The sequence below is a fragment of the Luteimonas vadosa genome, from assembly GCF_039543545.1.
Classification (GTDB): Bacteria; Pseudomonadota; Gammaproteobacteria; order Xanthomonadales; family Xanthomonadaceae; genus Luteimonas; species Luteimonas vadosa.
The window spans coordinates 571,862-589,332 of the sequence record NZ_BAABJY010000002.1; the positions used below are offsets into that span (position 1 = coordinate 571,862).

The following is a 17,471-nucleotide window of genomic DNA, read 5'->3' on the forward strand; positions in this document are numbered from 1 at the left end:
CTGGAGGGCGTCCACCGGGCAAGAAGGCAGGCCACTCCCGCCCGCGCGGCCTCATTCGCCGTGCGGATATCGAGCTGACCCTTCGGAGAGGGCCGACATGGGATCGGAGGGCCAGCCGCGCCGTAGTGGACTAGAGGGAGTTGTCTGTTCCAGAACGCCGGCCAAGGCGCGAGCGTTCAAGCCACCACAGCACCCCGCTGGCAGCCAGCCAGCCAAGCAACCACGGCCAGCGCGGCCCCGGGAGCAGCGTGGCCGGTAGCGCTTCCGGCACCGCACCGGAGGCGAGGCGTTCCGTGTCTTCGCGCATGGCCAGCGCGCGCACGCCGGGCAGCGTATTTCCGGGGCGGACGTGGAGACGCCACGGCTCACGGGCGGGCGCCTCGACTTGCAGGGTGTGCCAGCCCGGAGCTTCCGGCCAATAACCGGCGCAGCTTTCCTGGGCGACCCGGGGATCGGGAAGGAGGGGCGTTCGCGTTCCGGCGGGCGCGACCATGCGGGCGCCGGACGCGACACCGCAGAGCACGATCCGCTCGCCTTCCACCGCCTCCCCGACGATCCGAGGCGATGCGGCACGGCGGGGTCGCGCCAGGATCGAGAGGGCTTCGCTCCAAAGCCGCGCATGTTGGTCGTGATGACCGGTCAGCACGAGGCGGTAGCTGTCGGCCAGCGTCCACACCGCAATCCGGCCGCGACCTTCCGCGCGCCAAGTCGCCAGCGTCTCGCCCGAGGCATCGCGCAGTAGCGGAGCGCCATCGTAGGCGACGATCCGAACCGATTGGCGGGACAGCATGGGCATCGTGGAGGGGACACCATCCGCCGCGTCTGCATCGGGACTGGTGGCAGGATCAGCGGCCTCAGCGGGATGCGGGTTGGCGTCAATGCTGCTGGGGTCGGCGGGCAGGCGCACGGCGGTCGGGATGCGCGCGTTCCGCAGTTCGAACCCAAGCCCACGCAGGCGCGTGCGCGCGGCCCCGGACAGCGGTCCATCGATGCGCAATAGCACGCCCAGCCCGTCGCGCAGGGCGTCCCGGAGGGCGGCAACCCGGCTGGCGTCCAGCCCGGACCAGGCACGCTCGTCGAGCACGACGATATCGAAGCGTCCCAGGCCTTCCGCGTCGAATCGTACCGGCCCGTCGCCGATGTCCATGCCGCCGCCGACGCTGATGTTCACGTGCTGCGACAAGCCCGCATCGCTGGCCCAGCGCCGGAGGTACTTCAGCTCCGGACTGGGCCCGCCAGCCAGGAACAGGATCTCGTGCGCCTCGGCCGCGGTGATGTCCAGCGGCACGGCGGCGGTTTCGATCGGCGCGCCGTCGGCATCGAGGACGTGCAACTGGAACTGCGCCAGTCCCTCGCTCCGCGCGATGCCCCCGAGCGCGAACCGCCCTTGCGTATCGGCCTTTGCGCGGTCGATGCGTCGGTCCGCGGGATCGCGAAGCTCCACCCATGCGCCATCGACGGCATTGACGCGGCCTCGGACGGTGAATGCGGCGCCTGCCTGTAGCTGCCAAGGGGACCACACTTCCACCAGGCCGCGCGGCAAGGGCGCGGCGTCGAAGGCGAGCGCACGCCCGCCGACGGCCTCGCGATCGCGAGCCGTGAGGCCCGCACCCGCGATGCGCAACCGGCGCACGCCCGGGTGTTGCCGAAGGGCGGTGGCCAGGTCCGGCACGCGCGTCGCGCCGCGGGTCGGCCCGGCCTCGGGCAGGGCGACGACGAACTCCCCGCCAAGAGCGGTCGGCGATGCGTCGGCGCGCTCGGTCAGCACGACCATGGTGCCGGTCTTGATGGGCCGTGTCGGTGGCCAGAGCGTGAACCACAACAGCAACGCGCTCCCGGCCTGCAACCCGAGCAGGGCGGCGATTCGCCACGCGCGCGGCCGGACATCGGCGTTCCGCCAGGCGCCAAGGAGCAGCCGCAGGCTGGCCAGCCCCACCGCCATGACCAGCAGGATCGCCACGACCTCCTGGAGGGGGATCGCTTCGATCACGGCGCCACCGGCCGCTGCAAGGCGTCGAGGTAGGCCTGGCCGGTGCGATCCGCGCCCTGGCGTGGCTGCGGTGCAGCGGGCGGGGGTGAGAGCAAGGGCCAGAGCAGGCCGCGCAACGCGCTCCGGCATGCGTCGCAACCCGGGTCAAGGCGCACGCGCTCGGCGGCGGCGGCCAGGCGCAGGGAGTCCCCGCCGGCCCCCGGGTTGTCGCGCAACCAGCGCGCAAAGCTTTCGATCGCATCGTCCAGCCCGGAGGACTCCCCCGAAGCATCCTGCAAGGTTTTCCACAGCGTCGTCGGCGGGTCTTCGTCACGACCAGCCCGGGCGAGGGCGTCGCGGCGGTCGGAGATGCCATCGCGCTTGCCGGACAAGCGTCGCGAGAAATCCACCGGGGGGAGCTGGCTGCCGACGCGGCCCAGGTAGATGCGACTTGCCTGTTGCACCTGCTTGATCAATTCAAGCGCGCGATGCGCGTAGGGCAGGGCGGCGTCGGGTTTTCCGATGCGCAGGTTGAGCTCGGATTGCCACATTTCGTCCAGGGCCGCCCGCAGGGTCGTGCGTGTCTCGGGATCGAGCAAGGTCGCGGCTTCTTCGTGGTCGTGCGTGTGGCCGAATTCCTCCAGCAAGTTGCCTGCGCGGCCGAAACCCCGTTGGGGATCGGATCCGGGCGGTTGGCCGTCATCGTGGTCGTCGTGTGCGTCGGCCTCGACGCGTGCCTGGGCCTCGACTTCCCGCTCGGCCGCGATGTCCTGAGCGTCGTTGGTCGGCATCAGTGGGCGCCGGGGTGCGCCCTCGCTCTCCTCGCCGAGGAACTGTCCGTAGCGCAGTCGCAACAGGCGCTGGTCGACGCCGATGGCGTCGGAACGCGAAACGAACGTGTCGGCGGGGAGCTTCGGCTTCTGCTTCAGCAGCGCCTCGGCATCGATGATGATCTGCCGCTGGCTGCGGAAGTAGGCCGGCAGGGTGGTCTGGACCAGGCCCTCCAGGCCGGTGGCCATCGCGGGTGCCGGTGCCGGCCATCGCAGGATGTAACTGGCGCTTCGCACCTCCTGTGGTCCGTGCGCGCGGTTGTCGGTGACGCTGAACTGCACCACCAGGTCGTCGCCTTCGGACAGGCCCAGCGCTGCGAGGTCCAGGCGGGTGGCGTAGCGCTTGCGGGTGCGGTTGCCCGAGCCGCCCAGGGGGCGCGTCTCTTCCCGGAAGGTGATGTTCTCCCCGGTCCCTTGCGCAGCGGTGATGCGCAACCGCCCGGTTCCGGCGAGGCCATGGTCGTCGCTCGCCTCGAACTGCAACGCCCACTGGCGTTGCCCTGCTGCACGCAGCACGAGGTTGGCCCGCGGCGCAATGACGCGAATCCGCGGGGGCTGGTCGCGGACGACATCGAGGCGGTAGAGGCGCTCGGGCTGCAGCGGGCGGTCGTCGTCCGTGACGATCCGGTACAGCACGGCAGCATCGATCCGTGCATCGGCCGTCCAGGCATCACGCTCGCGCTCGAGGGCGACACGGCGGCCATCCAGGAAAACGAGCTCCGCCGCAGCGGGGGCCGGGTCGAAACGCAATGTCCAGTGCAGGCTGCTGCGCTCCGGGACCTTGGCGTCCAGCGCCTCGGTTGCACGCTCGGGGAGCGCGGTGTAAGCCGGCGGGCGCACGACGAGGCGCTGCGCGACCAGGCGGGGCGGCGACTCGGGCGAAGCGGGGACGGGCGGGGGCGCCATCAGGGACACGTCCGGCGTGCTTGTTCCCACGGGCCACGACAGGGCCACGGCGGCCATCGCCGACGCCAGCAGCAGGCTGCCCGCGATCATCCGCCACGGCCACGGCGCTCGCAGGTCGACGGGAGGCCTGGCCTCAAGCCGCCTCCCGAGACGCGCCAGTTGCAAGCGTTGCAGCGGTCCAAGGGTCGACACGTCCGCGAACAGCAGGTCAGCGCTATCTTCCAGGTCAGGCCGCTGGCCGTGGAGTACACGCACGAGCCAGCGCCGGTCGAGCAACGATCTCCACCGCCAGGCCGCCAACGCGAGGCATGCAAAGCCAACGAACAGGCAGATGCTGGCCAGGCTCGTGCCGCCCGCCCGCCCGGCCAGTGCCGACAGCGAGAGCACGATGGGCAAGCCAACCACGAGGGTGATGGCCAGCGCCCGCCGTCGCGCGTCCGCCTGCTGGGTCAACACCCGGTTGGCAGCGGCAGCATTCATCCCGCCGTCCTCCTGCGCGGGTTGGCTGCGACAAGGCGTTCCACCAGGAACAAGACCGCGACCAGCAGCACGAGCCAGTGCGACAGGGCTTTCGGCCGCTCCGGCCAGGCCGCCATGCCTGTGCGTGGCGAATAGGCCGAGGAGGAAACGCGGCCGGGCGCTTGCATGGCGGGCGCGAAAAGCGCGCGCAGTTGCGCCGGGAATCCGGCGTCCAGCAATGCCGGCATCGCCGCCGGCGCGAGCGGACGCGTCCATTGCAATACCCGTCCACGGCCCATGGGCATGCCACGCACCAGCACGGCGCCGTCCTGGTCGCGCCACTGCGCAATCGCCTTGGTTTCCATGCCGGCGACTTCCGTCTGCGAATCCAGCAGTGCTGTCCCCCCGCCCTCGATCCAGCCCAGGATCGACGCGGGTAACGGCCCGGGAACGAGCCAGGCCAGTGCCGTTGCGCCCGGTGGCAGGGGGTCGTCGGGATTGCCAACCACGAGGGCAGTTGGCGGCGTCCGTTCCCCGCTGCCAACTCCACTGTCGACGCTCGTCGCCGCCCAGGCCTCGGCAGCGGCACGCAGGTAGCGCACGCCGCCGGCGCGATCCGAGGCGTGGCGCACGTGCAGGGTCGGCATGCCGGGTGCGGGGACGGATGGCGGAACCGGGGCGACGAGATCGCCGGGCACGATGCGCCAGTGCACCGCGCGAGACATGACGGGTCGTTCGGCGTCGACCCCATCCAGGAATGGGGGCACGAGCACCGTCAAAGGCGCGCCCGAGGGCAGGGTGGCGTCGAGTTCGCGCAACAGGCTGGCGACCGACGTGGCCGGGAACGGCGGTGGCGGCGCGTCGGCTTCCGGGAATCCCGGCGCCAGCCAGCGGCGCTCGGCCCTCGCTCCGGACTCATCCGTGCCTGACCGCCTCAGCACCCCTGCATCCACCCCCGGCGCGGCGACGATCCAGGGCGTGGCATCCGAGGCACCGAACATGACGGGCCTGGCCAGCAGCAAGGCGAGCGCCGCCACCAGCAGCAGGCGCAGCGTCAGGAGCCACCACTCGTCGAGGCGCAGGTTGTGCCGTGGACGCACGCGCGCATGCAGCCAGCGCAGCGCCGCGAAGTCCGTGGGGCGGCGCTCGCTGCGCCGGGCGAGATGGATCGAGAGTGGCAGCAGCAGGGCCGCCAGCGCGGCCAGGCCTGCGGGGAGCAACAGCGCCAGGTTCATGCCGGCTCCGGATGCACTTGCGCAGCGCGGGGGTCGAAAAGGCGGCGCAATGGCAAGTCCAACGGCTCGTCGAGGACGTATTCGACCTGGCGGATGCCGCTCGCGGCCAGGCGCGAGAGCTGGGCGCGGCGTGCCGCGCCGAACCGCTCGAGGAAGCCATCCCGGATGGCATCCCCATCCCCGAGTACCTCGGTGCCGCCTTCGGGATCGCGGAAACGGTAGCCGCCACGGAAGGGGAAATCCCGTTCGCCGACGGTGAGGATCCGCAGCGCGGAGACTTCGCGTCGCGCGGCGGCCAGCCGTTCTGCCAGCGCCAGGCTGCGGTCGTCGAAGCCGTCGTGCAGCAAGAGCGCAAGGTGGCCGGGGCCAACGCGCTCCCAGAGCGGTTGGAGTTCGCCTGGGTCCGGCAACACGCCGCTGGCGGAGAGGGATTGCAATGCCAGCAGGCAGCGGTCGCGTTGCCGCGGTCCGGCCGCGGCTGCGTGCACGCGCAGACCTTGTGCCTGTGCTGCTCCGGAGCCGCCGCCGCCCAGGATGGCGAGACCGAACCGGTCGCCCTGTCTCACCGCCAGTTCGATGATGCAGGCACAGAGCGACTTGGCGGCATCGAGCCGCGTCCATCCAGGTCGCCTCTCGTCGGCCTGTGCCATCGAGGCGCTGGCATCGACCAGGATCCAGACCACGAGCGGACTGTCTCGTTCGGCCTCACGCACGAAGTAGCGGTCCGAGCGGGCGTAGAGCTTCCAGTCGACCTGGCGCAGTTCGTCCCCCGGTTCATAGGCCCGGTATTGCGCGAACTCCAGCCCCGAGCCCCGGCTGCGGCTGTGGTGCTGCCCGAAGCCATGGCTGCCGGTCGCGAATCGCGCGGTCAGCTGCAAGGTCTTGAGCCGGGCGCGGACCTCGGGCGGAATGAAGTCCGGATGGGTCATCGCCAGCGGATGCTCAACCGCCGGGATACGGAACGTCGCGCAGCAGTGCCGCGACCACGTCGTCGGCGCCCTTCTGCTCGGCCTCGGCGGCGAACGACAGCAGCAGCCGATGGCGCAGCACAGGCGCGACCAGCGCGGCCACGTCCTCGCGGGTCGCGGCGAACCTCCCGTGCAGGAGTGCCCGCGCCTTGGCCGACAGCACCAATGCCTGTCCCGCGCGCGGACCCGCGCCCCAGCGCACCCATTGCCGGATGTCCTGCGGCGCATCGCCGAGGGGCCGGCTGGCCCGGACCAGGCGCGTGATCCAGTCGAGCAGGTCCTCGCCCAGGTGCACTTCGCGCACCCTGGCCTGCAGGGCCAGGATCGAGGGACCGTCCATCACCTTGGGCACGCGCACCGTATGGCTGCCCGTGGTCTGGACAAGGATGCCGCGCTCCTCGGCCTCGCTGGGGTAGTCGACCCGGATGTGGAGCAGGAAACGGTCGAGTTGCGCTTCCGGCAGCGGATAGGTGCCGGCCTGCTCGAGTGGATTTTGCGTCGCCAGCACGAAGAACGGCTCGGGCAACACGTGGGTCACGCCCGCATAGCTGACGGTGTGTTCCTGCATCGCCTCCAGCAGGGCAGCCTGGGTCTTGGGCGGCGTGCGGTTGAGTTCGTCGGCCAGCAGCAGGTGGGTGAACACCGGTCCGGGCTGGAACTTGAAGTGGCGCTTGCCCGTGCCGTGGTCCTCCTCGAGGATCTCGGTGCCGAGGATGTCGCTGGGCATCAGGTCCGGGGTGAACTGGATGCGATGGAAGCCCAGGTCGAGCGCCTGGCCCAGGGAGCGGACCAGCAGGGTCTTGCCGAGGCCGGGCACGCCCTCGAGCAGGCAGTGCCCGCCGGCGACCAGGCCGATCAGCAACTGTTCGACGACTTCAGCCTGGCCGACGATGGCCTGGCCGATGGCATCGCGCAGTTCGCCCAGGCGCGCGACCTGGGCTTCGATCTCGGGTTCGGTGGTGGCGTCGCTCATCATGGGTCCAGGGTGGGCGGGGTGGGGTGGCTCAGGCGGTCAGTGCGTACATGACGATGTTGACCCCGAACCGGGTGTTGTCTTCTGCGAGGAAGCGCTTGTTGCGCCAGTCGTAATCCCATTCGCAGCCGTAGTCCTTGTTGCTGTAGAGCACGCCCAGGCGCCCGTCGATCTCGATGCCCTTGAGGTAGTCGTGGACCAGGTCGTCGCCCCAGCCGTTCAACTCGAAGCTGGTGGCCGGCGGCCCGTCCTCGAACTTGAAGAAGCTGCGGTAGATCGCATGGTCGTTGGGCAGCTTCTCCAGGGCCTTGGTGCCGAAGATCGACCCCATCTGCCGCTCGAAGGACTTGGCGAACAGGCCGTCGATGTCGTGGTTGCAGTCGTCGACGAAGACGAACCCGCCATTGCGTACGTACCGCTCGAAATTGCGGCGTTCCGCCGGGTTGAATTCCACGAGCTTGTGGCCCGCGAGGTAGCAGAAGGGCGCCAGCAGCATCTTCGGGTCGGAAAGCGCCACCACGCGCTCCTGGGGGTCGATGCGCAGGCTGGTGTAGTCGACCAGCGACGTCAGCAGGTTGGCCGGCATGCGCTCGTCGACGTCCCAGTCGCCGGAGTCGTAGCGCAATCGCGTGAACCAGAAGTCGTAACTGGCGGTTGCGGCGCCGACGCCCCGGGGGAAGGGCGTCAACGCCGCGCCGGCGAACCCGCCGGCAAGCAGGCGCAATGCCGCGCGGCGCTTCATGCGGGCGCGCGCGGCGACATCCTCAGACCGCGTCGGACAGCGAGGTGAAGGTGAAGTCCCGCAGGCGCATCGGCGGGATCATCATGGCGAACGGGGACTCGTCGCCACTGACCCTCACCGGCTTGCCCAGCTCGTCGATGTTGTTGAGCATGATCACCGGCGACTCGTTGAACCGGAAGTTCTTCAGCGGGTACTTGATCTGGCCGTTCTCGATGTAGAAGGTGCCGTCTCGCGTCAGCCCCGTGAGCAGCACGGTCTGCGGGTCGACCATGCGGATGTACCAAGTGCGCGTGACCAGGATGCCCTTTTCCGTGCCGCGCACCAGGTCCGCCGTAGACTTGTCGCCGCCGGACATGATCAGGTTGCCGGGCGTGGCATCGGCTTCCTTTCCTTTTTCCTTGGCCCAGTAGCGGGAGTAGCGCAGGGCGACGACCTTGCCCTTGTCGATGATCGGCATGCGCTTGCGCGGCAGGCCTTCGTCGTCCCAGGGGAGGACCGGGACGTCCGGGTCCGCGGGGTCGGCCCACAGGCTGACGCGCGGATCGTAGACCTGCTCGCCGAGCTTGTTGCCGCCGCCCTTCTTGGACAGGAAGCTGCGTCCCTCGTCGGCCTGGCGGGCATCGAAGAAGAACATCATGAAGGAGATCAGGCCGGCCGCCGCATGCGGCTCGAGGATGACGGTGTACTTGCCGGGCTCCAGCGCCTTGGCGTCCGATGAGTCCTTGGCCTTGCGGATCGCCGTGCGGATGTCTCGGCTGGCGTCGAACCTGGTCACGTCGGTCAGGTTGCGACCGACCCAGCCCGAGCCGCTGCCATCGGCCGTGCGCACCGTGCAGGTGTAATCCATGCCGGTGGACGTCTGGTAGCCGAAGTTGCCATTGCTGTTGGCGAAGGCCACGAAACTCTCGTTGTCCTCCAGGAATCCGGCGGCGACCAGGTTCTCGGCCTTGCACGGGCCGATCGAATCGGCGGCGACCTTGGCGCGGAACTCCGGCGTGATCGCGGCCGTGGCCGCATTGTGCGTGTTGGTCGGCTTGTACGCCTGCTTGCCGATGGCGGGCATGAACTCCGGGTTCTCGGGAGCCAACCTGGCAAGGTCCTCGGCGCGGCGGACCACGCGCTCCAGCGCGGCGTCGTCGAACTCGTTGATGGTGGCGGTGCCGACGCGCTTGCCGAAGGCCACCTGCACGCCGAGTTCGGTGTCGTCGACGATGCCGCTGGTGGAGACATTGTTGAGCGCGAAGCGGATGTTGCCGCGGGTCGAGCCCGTGAGTTGCGCGCTGCATTCGTCGGCCTTGCACAAGGCGATGACCTTGTCGAGGATGGCCTTGGCCTGCTGTTCGGTGAGGATGCTCATCGTCTGTTTCTCCTTGGGCGCTCAGCCGAGGTTGCGGGCGGTGTTGATGACGTTGACGCCGTCGAAGCGCGCCGTGCTTGAACCGTGCGAGACCGCCGACACCTGGCCGGGCTGGCCCTTGCCGTCGAAGAACGAACCGCCGAGGCGGTAGTCGCGCTCGTCGCAGATCGCACTGCAGGCGTTCCAGAACTCCGGGGTGCGCATCTGGTAGGCGACGTCCTCGACCATGCCGGTGATCCGGCCGTTCTTGATCTCGTAGAACAGCTGGCCGCCGAACTGCGCGTTGTAGCGCTGCTGGTCGATCGAGAACGAACCGTCGCCGATGATGTAGATGCCGTTCTCGACGTCCTTGATCATGTCGGCGACGCTGAGCCTGTCCTTGCCGGCGGCCAGCGAGACGTTGGGCATGCGCTGGAACTGCACGCTCGACCAGGAGTCGGCGTAGCAACAGCCGTCGGAGGCGTCCTGGCCGAGGATGTGGGCCTGGTCGCGGATCGCCTGGTAGTCGACCAGCACGCCATCCTTGACCAGGTCCCAGCGGCCGGTCTTCACGCCTTCGTCGTCGTAGCCGACGGCGCCCAGGCTGCCGGGCTGCACCTTGTCGGCGAACAACGTGACCCGGTTGCTGCCGTACTGGAACTTGTCCTTGAGCTTGTCGAGCGTCGCGAAGCTGGTGCCGGCGTAGTTGGCCTCGTAGCCGAGCACGCGGTCGAGCTCCAGGGGGTGGCCGACCGACTCGTGGATGGTCAGCCAGGTATGCGAGGGGTCGAGCACCAGGTCGTACTTGCCCGGCTTGACCGAGGGCGCCTTGAGCTTCTCCCGGGCCTGCCTGGCGGCGGCGATGGCGTCCTCGCGCATGTCGTAACTGTTGCGGTAGTTGACCACGCCATTGGGCGTGGTGATCTTCTCCGACGCGGCGCCATCCAGGTACTCGAAGCCCATGCCCATCGGCGCGGAAAGCCCTTCGCGGGTACGGAACTTGCCGCTGGCCTTGTCGATGGCGGTGACCGTCAGCGGCGCCCAGATGCGGTGCACGTCCTGGTCGATGTAGGAGCCGTCGGTGGAAGCGAAGTACTTCTGCTCGTTGACCAGGAACAGGGTGGAGTTGACGAAACTGGCGCCCGCCGCCATCGCCGCGGCATTGACGCCGAGCAGCAGGTCGACCTTGTCCTTGACCGGCACGGTCATGGAATTCTTGCGGATCGGCGTCTTCCACGACACCTCGCCGAACCCGGGGGCCTTCGCCAGACGAACCGGCTCGGTCTGCATGCCGGCATTGGCCTTGGCGATGCCGGTCGCGCGTCGCGCGGCCTCCGCGACGCCATCGGGGGTCAGCGTGTTGGTCGCGGCGAATCCCCAGGCGCCATTGGCGATCACGCGCACGCCGACGCCGGTGGATTCGGTGTTGACCACGTTCTGGACCTTGTCCTCGCGGGTGATCACGAACTGGCGCAGGTAGCGGCCGATGCGGACATCGGTATAGCTGGCACCGGCATCGCGCGCGGCGCCGAGCGCGGCATCGGCCAGCGACTTCTTCATCGCCACGTCGAGGGTGGATTGCAGCTCCTCGGCGGCGATGGCGCGGCCGAAGATCGATGGCAGCATCAGGCCACCGAGGCCCAGGCCGCCGATGGTCAGGAAATCACGTCTATCCACTGCACTTCTCCCCAGGTTGGATTCGCAACGCGGTCGATCGTGGTTGTTGCCGGATTGCGGCGATCGCGCCAACTCGTGCCACCGCATGGCCATGGCCGGGCAGGGCACGCGACGCTTCGATGGCCGTACGACGCAATTGCATGCAAGAACTTCCTGATTCTTGCCCCCTGCCGGAGGGGGGTCAACTGAACTGATGGCAGGGGGTTGCCGGGAGGTGCGATCCTCATCCCAGGTTGCGGGCGGTGTTGATGACGTTGACGCCGTCGAAGCGCGCCGTGCTTGAACCGTGCGAGACCGCCGACACCTGGCCGGGCTGGCCCTTGCCGTCGAAGAACGAACCGCCGAGGCGGTAGTCGCGCTCGTCGCAGATCGCACTGCAGGCGTTCCAGAACTCCGGGGTGCGCATCTGGTAGGCGACGTCCTCGACCATGCCGGTGATCCGGCCGTTCTTGATCTCGTAGAAAAGCTGCCCCCCGAACTGCGCGTTGTAACGCTGCTGGTCGATGGAATACGAGCCACGTCCGTGGATGTAGATGCCGTTCTCGACGTCCTTGACCATGTCGGCGACGCTGAGCCTGTCCTTGCCGGCGGCCAGCGAGACGTTGGGCATGCGCTGGAACTGCACGCTCGACCAGGAGTCGGCGTAGCAACAGCCGTCGGAGGCATCCTGGCCGAGGATATGCGCCTGGTCGCGGGTGGCCTGGTAGTCGACCAGCATGCCGTCCCTGACCAGGTCCCAGCGGCCGGTCTTGACGCCTTCGTCGTCGTAGCCGACGGCGCCCAGGCTGCCGGGCTGCACCTTGTCGGCGAAAAAGTTGACCCGCTGGCTGCCGTACTGCAAGCCTTCCTTCCACTTGTCGAGCGTCGCGAAGCTGGTGCCGGCGTAGTTGGCCTCGTAGCCGAGCACGCGGTCGAGCTCCAGGGGGTGGCCGACCGACTCGTGGATGGTCAGGAACAGGTGCGTCGGATCCAGCACCAGGTCGTACTTGCCGGGCTTGACCGAAGGTGCCTTGAGCTTCTCCCGGGCCTGCCTGGCGGCGGCGATGGCGTCCTCGCGCATGTCGTAGCTGTCGCGGTAGTTCACGACGCCGTTGGGCGCGACCACCCGCCCGGAGGGTTGCCCATCGAGATACTCGTATCCCATGCCCATCGGCGCGGAAAGCCCATCGCGCGTGCGGAACTTGCCGGAGGCCTTGTCGAGCGCGGTGACGGTGAAGGGCGCCCAGATACGGTGCACGTCCTGGTCGATGTAGGAGCCGTCGGTGGAGGCGAAGTACTTCTGTTCGTTGACCAGGAACATGCGCGAGGCCATGAAGCTGGCGCCTGCCTGCGCCGCGGCGGCGTTGGCATCGAGCAACAGCTCGACCTTGTCCCTGATCGGCACGGCCATCGCGTTCCTGCGGATCGAGGTGCGCCAGGACACCTCGCCGACTGCGGGCGCTGCGGCCAGCTGGACCGGCGACGCCTGCAACCGGGCGTTGGCCTTCGCGATCGCGGTGGCCTGGCGCGCGGCCCTGGCGATGCCGTCGCTGGTGAGGTCGTTCGTCGCGGCGAAGCCCCAGGCGCCGTTCGCTACCACGCGCACGCCGGCTCCCGTCGATTCCGTGCTGACGATGTTCTCGACCTTGTCTTCGCGCGTAATGATGGATTGCTGGAGGTAGCGACCGATCCGCACGTCGGTATAGCTGGCACCGGCATCGCGGGCCGCGCCGAGCGCGGCGTCGGCGAGCGACTTCTTGACCGCGACGTCCAGGGTGGAGTGGAGCGCTTCGGCCGCGATCACCCGGCTGCCATGGGGCAGGATCAGTCCGGCTGCACCGTAGCCGGCGAATGCGAGGAAATCGCGACGATCCATGGACGCCCCTGTGCGCGACGCACCCCGCAGGCAGGCCTGCGCGCGTCGCATTGATGATGAGGCAACGACTCTGCGCAGGGGGACAAGGGCCGTCAAGTGCTGGTCGACCTGGACTGGCGGGGCGGCCTTCGGGAGTCGGACACGAAAAAGCCACCCGGAGGTGGCCGTTTCGTTAGAGATGGTGGAGGTGGCGGGAATCGAACCCGCGTCCGAAGGTACTCCATCCCCGGATCTACATGCTTAGCTCACCGTTGGATCTCGTTCCGAAGCAGCACGATGTGCGAAGCGCACTTCGAAACCAGCCTGTTTTGGTTGAACCGCGGCTGACAGGCAGCCACCGCGGTCGGTTCCGTGATGATGACCCTACATCCACGAGCACGGACACAAGTGGGTTCGGGGCTTACGCCTTAAGCGGCGAGAGCGTAGTTGTCGTCGTTGGCAACTATGTGTTTGCCGCTGGATTTACGAGGAAAGCTGCCCCCTCGGCATGCACCAGGCGATTTCGCGACCCCCGTCGAAGCCAATGCACCCCCGGGAGCGTCGATCACGCTGACCCTCCGGAGTATAGGGGCCGGCCGTGCCGAGGCAAGGGGGTCAAGCTCCGCGGTACGCGCCGGTTCATCCCCTGGGGGTGCCTCCGACCGTTATATTTGCCCGCATGAACGACCCCCAGGCGCCCACGGAGCTCAACGCCGACGGCATCCCGGCCGGCGGCCGGCGAGCCTACTTCCTGGCCGTCCTGGTGCTGGTGGGTTCGCTGGCGATTGTGGCGCTCTATGCGCGGATCGCAGGCGAGCGCGAAGATGAACTCGCGCAGGCGCGCTTCGTCGTCGAGACCGGGAAGGTCGTCTCCCAGCTCCGCCAGAAACTGCTGGTCTATGAGCTGACCTCGCGCGGCGGCGTCTCGCTGTTCGCCACGGTCGACCGCCCGACGTCCAGGCAATGGCGGAACTACGTCGAGGTGCTCGACCTCCAGGATCGGTTCCCGGGAATGATGGGACTCGGCTACGCGCCGTACCTGACGCCGGGGGGGCTGGAGCGGCTGCAACTGGACATCCGCGATGCCGGCGGGGGGCTATACACCGTGCGGCCGCCGGGCGTTCGGAAGCACTACGGGCCAATCCTGTACCTCGAGCCCGCTACCCACGACAACCGTTCTGCCATCGGTTACGACATGTTCTCCGAATCCATCCGCGCCCACGCGATGGCTGCGGCGCGGGACACAGGCCGGCCCCGGATGACCGCGGGTGTGCACCTGGTGCAGGACGCCGACCGACCCAACGCGCTAGGGGTGCTGATCTATTCGCCGGTCTATCGCTCCGGCGCCAATCCCGCCGACATGAACAAGCGGCGCGAGGCTTTCGTCGGATGGGTCTACACCCTGTTCCGAATGCGCGTGTTCGTGGCGCGTGCGCTCGGCGAGTTGCCCGAGGACCTCGCATTGCGGATCGTCGACGTCACCGGGAGTACCGGACAACTGTTGTATCCGACGGCGGACGACGAAGCGGAGTTCGAACCAGGCCCCGACGCGCTGCGGCACAGCGTTACCGAGGAGTTCTACGGTCGCAAGTGGCGGGTCGATTTTGCTTCCGTGCCGGTTGCCCAGGGTCCAGGCTGGCGACTGGCAGGCCTGCAGGCGACGCTGGCCATCGGCTTGATCGCGTCGCTGCTGCTGTTCGGGATCGCGCTTTCGCTCGCGCGCACCCAATCCCGCGCGCAGCGCCTCGCGCTGCGCATGAGCGAATCGGTCCGCCGTGGGGAGGAGCGGTTCCGCAATGCACTCCTCTACTCGGCCATCGGACAGGCGCTACTGGATGGACAGGGCGTGATCCGGGATGCAAACCCGGCGTTGTCGGACATCCTGCGGCAGCCACCCGAGGATCTCGTCGGGACGGCGTTCGCCGGCTATTTCGTCGATGGCGAGGAAGGACTCGCGGACGAGCACGGCTTGCAGGTCGCCACCCCTGGGGTCTACCAGACGACCCGTCAGCTGTTGCGGTCGGACGGCGAGATGCGACTCGTCCGGATCACCTTCACGCCGGTGCCGGGGGAGACCGGCCGCGAGGTCGACGGATTGGTACAGGTCGAGGACGTGACCGAGCGTCTCCGGGCGGAGGCTCGGATCAAGGCCTTGAACCGCACGCTGGAGGCGCGCGTGGCCTTGCGGACCAGGGAGCTGAGCCAGGCCAACGACGAATTGCAGTCCTTCTCCTACAGCGTGTCGCACGATCTCAGCGCCCCCCTGCGCTCAATCGACGGATTCACCCGGTTGCTGAGCGAACGCTACGGCGGCCAGCTCGACGATGCGGGGCGGGACTACCTGAAGCGGGTGCGCCTGGCGACGACGCGGATGAGCGAACTGATCGAAGCGCTTCTGAAGATGGCGCGGCTCTCGCGCGGCGAGCTTGACAGGCAATCGCTGGACCTGAGCCAGATGGCGTCGGGCGTGATCGCCGAGCTGCGCGAGGAGAACCCCGAGCGGGACGTGGAGGTCGTGATCCAGCCGGGCCTGCGTGCGACCGGCGATGCGGAGCTGGTGCGCAACCTGTTGCGGAACCTGTTGGGCAACGCCTGGAAGTTCACCCGGCATACGCCAGGAGCGCGGGTCGAGTTCGCCGCGTCGGAGGGAGGGGCAGAGGATGGGATGCGGGGTTTCGTGATACTCGACAACGGTGCCGGCTTCGAATCCGAATACGCGGACAAGCTGTTCCGGCCTTTCCAGCGCCTGCACAACCAGTTGGATTTCGAGGGGCACGGCATCGGCTTGGCATCGGTGAAGCGCATCGTCGAACGCCACGGCGGCACGATCTCCGCGACAGGCGCACCCGGCGAGGGCGCCACTTTCCGCTTCAGCCTGCCTGCCTGAGGCATACCCTGCGAACGAGTGCAGCCCGGGCGTCGGGTCGCGGGGCCGCAACGCGGCTTGCTCCAGCGCCAGCCTGTCGGAAGCACGGCCGGACGCGATAACCGCGTGGAGGCGCGCTGGCCAAGGCTTCACTTCACATGGCGCTTGCCGCGGATCGGCGCCGCTGGCCGCAGTTCGACAAATGACCTGAAGAAGCCGCCGGAGCGTTCAAGTTCCACACTCGCGGTGCCGCATCGCGCAGAACGTTTCGCGGTACAGCGCGGCGGTGGCCATGACCTGCCCACGGACGACGACCGCGCCGCCGCGCGTTGCGAAAACGGGACGCCGAGCCGATAGGGAAATTTCGCCGTTCAAGCGTCCCGGTTGTGCCGCCGCATCACTCGCTGCTTGTCCCGGGCCCAGTCACGGTCTTTCGCCGCCTCCCGCTTGTCATGGCTCTGCTTGCCCTTGGCCAGCGCCAGCTCGATCTTGACCTTGTTGCCCTTCCAGTACAGCGCGGTGGGGACCAGCGTGTAGCCATCCCGCTGGATGCTGCCGAGCAGGCGATCGATTTCGCGCCGGTGCAGCAGCAGCTTGCGGGTTCGCCGGTCGTCCGCGACGACATGCGTGGACGCCGAGATCAAGGGCGTGATCTGCGCGCCGAACAGGAAGAGTTCGCCGTCGCGCACCACGGCGTAGCTCTCGCCGATCTGGGCGCGGCCGGCACGGATCGACTTGAGCTCCCAACCCTGCAGGGCGAGGCCGGCTTCGAACCGGTCTTCCAGGTGGTACTCGTGGCGCGCGCGCTTGTTGAGCGCGATGGTCTTGCCGACCGCACCCGGTTTGCCGGATGCACCGGGGCCCTTTGCCTTATTCTTTGCGCCTTGCTTGCTCATTGACCGCCATTGTCGCCGATGCAGCCCCCGAGCGGGCATGGCAAAGGATCCCGATGCCCACCATCCAACGCAGTGCCCTGGTCGAACACGCGGCGGCACGCATGTTCGCGCTGGTCAACGATGTCGCCGCGTACCCGGCGCGGTTCGACTGGTGCGCGGGCGCCGAGGTGATCGAGTCGGACGAACGGCACGTGCTGGCGCGGCTCGACCTGGGGATCGGTGGCATCCACACGTGGTTCACGACCTGCAACACCTTGCTCCCGCCCCGGCGCATCGACATGGTGTTGCGGGACGGCCCGTTTCGGCGGCTCGAAGGCCATTGGCAGTTCCATGCGCTGGATGAATCCGCCTGCAAGGTCACCTTGACGCTGGATTTCGAACCGCAAAGCCGCCTGCTGCTCCCGGCGTTGACGCTCGGGTTCCAGGGCCTGGCGGACCGGATGGTCGATGACTTCGTCCGGATCGCGGACGAGGGCGATGACTAGGCCCGGCGGCGGTCGGGAAGCTTCGGCCACGGTCGCCGTCGAAGTCGTGCGTGCCTGGCCGCGTGCCCATCAGGAAGCTCGCTTGCGGTTGCCGGCGGGTGCCACGGTCGCCGATGCGATCGCTGCGAGCGGCATCGACCTGGAGGGCGTCACCGGCTATGCGGTCTTCGGCGTGCGCGTGGCTGTCGAGACGCCACTGTGCGACGGCGACCGGCTGGAGCTGTTGCGGCCGCTCAGGATCGATCCGAAGGACGCCCGCCGCCGCAGGGCACGGGCAGGCTAGGGCTCCTGCAGC

Annotated in this window: 13 protein-coding genes and 1 other RNA gene; 3 read left to right on the top strand and 11 right to left on the bottom strand. The window is 68.5% G+C overall.

Translation table 11 applies throughout. The features are described from left to right. Positions 1 to 130: 130 nt before the first annotated feature. The 10 genes from ABD970_RS08510 to ssrA form a co-directional block, all read right to left on the bottom strand. Positions 131 to 1,990, bottom strand: a complete 1,860-nt coding sequence (locus tag ABD970_RS08510; protein ID WP_345295063.1) for a hypothetical protein — start codon at positions 1,988 to 1,990, stop codon at positions 131 to 133. Further along, on the bottom strand, positions 1,987 to 4,185 hold the full coding sequence (locus tag ABD970_RS08515; protein WP_345295064.1) for a hypothetical protein: 2,199 nt from the start codon (positions 4,183 to 4,185) through the stop codon (positions 1,987 to 1,989). Before ABD970_RS08515 ends, ABD970_RS08510 begins: the two co-directional genes overlap by 4 nt. Further along, complete coding sequence (locus tag ABD970_RS08520) at positions 4,182 to 5,399, bottom strand: BatA domain-containing protein (RefSeq protein WP_345295065.1); 1,218 nt, start codon at positions 5,397 to 5,399, stop codon at positions 4,182 to 4,184. The genes ABD970_RS08515 and ABD970_RS08520 overlap by 4 nt, the downstream gene beginning before the upstream one ends. Continuing rightward, on the bottom strand, positions 5,396 to 6,328 hold the full coding sequence (locus ABD970_RS08525; protein WP_345295066.1) for a DUF58 domain-containing protein: 933 nt from the start codon (positions 6,326 to 6,328) through the stop codon (positions 5,396 to 5,398). Before ABD970_RS08525 ends, ABD970_RS08520 begins: the two co-directional genes overlap by 4 nt. 13 nt (positions 6,329 to 6,341) lie before the next feature. Beyond that, positions 6,342 to 7,340 (bottom strand): AAA family ATPase, encoded by a 999-nt coding sequence (locus tag ABD970_RS08530; protein WP_345295067.1) that lies wholly within the window; start codon positions 7,338 to 7,340, stop codon positions 6,342 to 6,344. Positions 7,341 to 7,371: 31 nt separating this feature from the next. Next, the gene (locus ABD970_RS08535) at positions 7,372 to 8,082 is read right to left on the bottom strand and encodes a DUF4159 domain-containing protein (protein WP_345295068.1); all 711 of its coding nucleotides are present in this window, start codon (positions 8,080 to 8,082) and stop codon (positions 7,372 to 7,374) included. 22 nt (positions 8,083 to 8,104) lie between these two features. After that, on the bottom strand, positions 8,105 to 9,439 hold the full coding sequence (locus ABD970_RS08540; protein WP_345295069.1) for a TldD/PmbA family protein: 1,335 nt from the start codon (positions 9,437 to 9,439) through the stop codon (positions 8,105 to 8,107). A gap of 21 nt (positions 9,440 to 9,460) precedes the next feature. Continuing rightward, positions 9,461 to 11,095, bottom strand: coding sequence for a TldD/PmbA family protein (locus ABD970_RS08545; RefSeq protein ID WP_345295070.1), 1,635 nt, complete (start codon positions 11,093 to 11,095; stop codon positions 9,461 to 9,463). A 223-nt stretch (positions 11,096 to 11,318) separates the two neighbouring features. After that, positions 11,319 to 12,950, bottom strand: a complete 1,632-nt coding sequence (locus ABD970_RS08550) for a TldD/PmbA family protein (RefSeq protein ID WP_345295071.1) — start codon at positions 12,948 to 12,950, stop codon at positions 11,319 to 11,321. 179 nt (positions 12,951 to 13,129) lie between these two features. After that, positions 13,130 to 13,483, bottom strand: a transfer-messenger RNA (tmRNA) gene (gene ssrA, locus ABD970_RS08555). Between the two features lie 125 nt (positions 13,484 to 13,608). On the opposite strand from ssrA, the gene ABD970_RS08560 reads away from it, so the two are divergent. Next, positions 13,609 to 15,816 (top strand): CHASE domain-containing protein, encoded by a 2,208-nt coding sequence (locus ABD970_RS08560; protein ID WP_345295072.1) that lies wholly within the window; start codon positions 13,609 to 13,611, stop codon positions 15,814 to 15,816. Positions 15,817 to 16,166: 350 nt separating this feature from the next. On the opposite strand, the gene smpB is transcribed toward ABD970_RS08560, so the two are convergent. Beyond that, positions 16,167 to 16,691, bottom strand: a complete 525-nt coding sequence (smpB, locus tag ABD970_RS08565; protein WP_345295073.1) for an SsrA-binding protein SmpB — start codon at positions 16,689 to 16,691, stop codon at positions 16,167 to 16,169. Positions 16,692 to 16,744: 53 nt separating this feature from the next. On the opposite strand from smpB, the gene ABD970_RS08570 reads away from it, so the two are divergent. Together ABD970_RS08570 and ABD970_RS08575 are read left to right on the top strand one after the other, a co-directional pair. Then, entirely contained in the window at positions 16,745 to 17,176 is a 432-nt protein-coding gene (locus tag ABD970_RS08570) for a type II toxin-antitoxin system RatA family toxin (RefSeq protein ID WP_345295074.1), read from the top strand. After that, positions 17,169 to 17,459, top strand: a complete 291-nt coding sequence (locus tag ABD970_RS08575; protein ID WP_345295075.1) for an RnfH family protein — start codon at positions 17,169 to 17,171, stop codon at positions 17,457 to 17,459. Before ABD970_RS08570 ends, ABD970_RS08575 begins: the two co-directional genes overlap by 8 nt. The last annotated feature ends 12 nt before the right edge of the window (positions 17,460 to 17,471 follow it).

Excerpts from the sequence above, each read along its gene's own strand:
- ABD970_RS08515 (WP_345295064.1), bottom strand. The coding sequence starts at position 4,185 with ATGAATGCTGCCGCTGCCAACCGGGTGTTGACCCAGCAGGCGGACGCG.
- ABD970_RS08575 (WP_345295075.1), top strand. The coding sequence starts at position 17,169 with ATGACTAGGCCCGGCGGCGGTCGGGAAGCTTCGGCCACGGTCGCCGTC.
- ABD970_RS08560 (WP_345295072.1), top strand. The coding sequence starts at position 13,609 with ATGAACGACCCCCAGGCGCCCACGGAGCTCAACGCCGACGGCATCCCG.
- ABD970_RS08530 (WP_345295067.1), bottom strand. The coding sequence starts at position 7,340 with ATGAGCGACGCCACCACCGAACCCGAGATCGAAGCCCAGGTCGCGCGC.
- ABD970_RS08520 (WP_345295065.1), bottom strand. The coding sequence starts at position 5,399 with ATGAACCTGGCGCTGTTGCTCCCCGCAGGCCTGGCCGCGCTGGCGGCC.
- ABD970_RS08550 (WP_345295071.1), bottom strand. The coding sequence starts at position 12,950 with ATGGATCGTCGCGATTTCCTCGCATTCGCCGGCTACGGTGCAGCCGGA.
- ABD970_RS08570 (WP_345295074.1), top strand. The coding sequence starts at position 16,745 with ATGCCCACCATCCAACGCAGTGCCCTGGTCGAACACGCGGCGGCACGC.
- ABD970_RS08535 (WP_345295068.1), bottom strand. The coding sequence starts at position 8,082 with ATGAAGCGCCGCGCGGCATTGCGCCTGCTTGCCGGCGGGTTCGCCGGC.
- smpB (WP_345295073.1), bottom strand. The coding sequence starts at position 16,691 with ATGAGCAAGCAAGGCGCAAAGAATAAGGCAAAGGGCCCCGGTGCATCC.
- ABD970_RS08525 (WP_345295066.1), bottom strand. The coding sequence starts at position 6,328 with ATGACCCATCCGGACTTCATTCCGCCCGAGGTCCGCGCCCGGCTCAAG.
- ABD970_RS08540 (WP_345295069.1), bottom strand. The coding sequence starts at position 9,439 with ATGAGCATCCTCACCGAACAGCAGGCCAAGGCCATCCTCGACAAGGTC.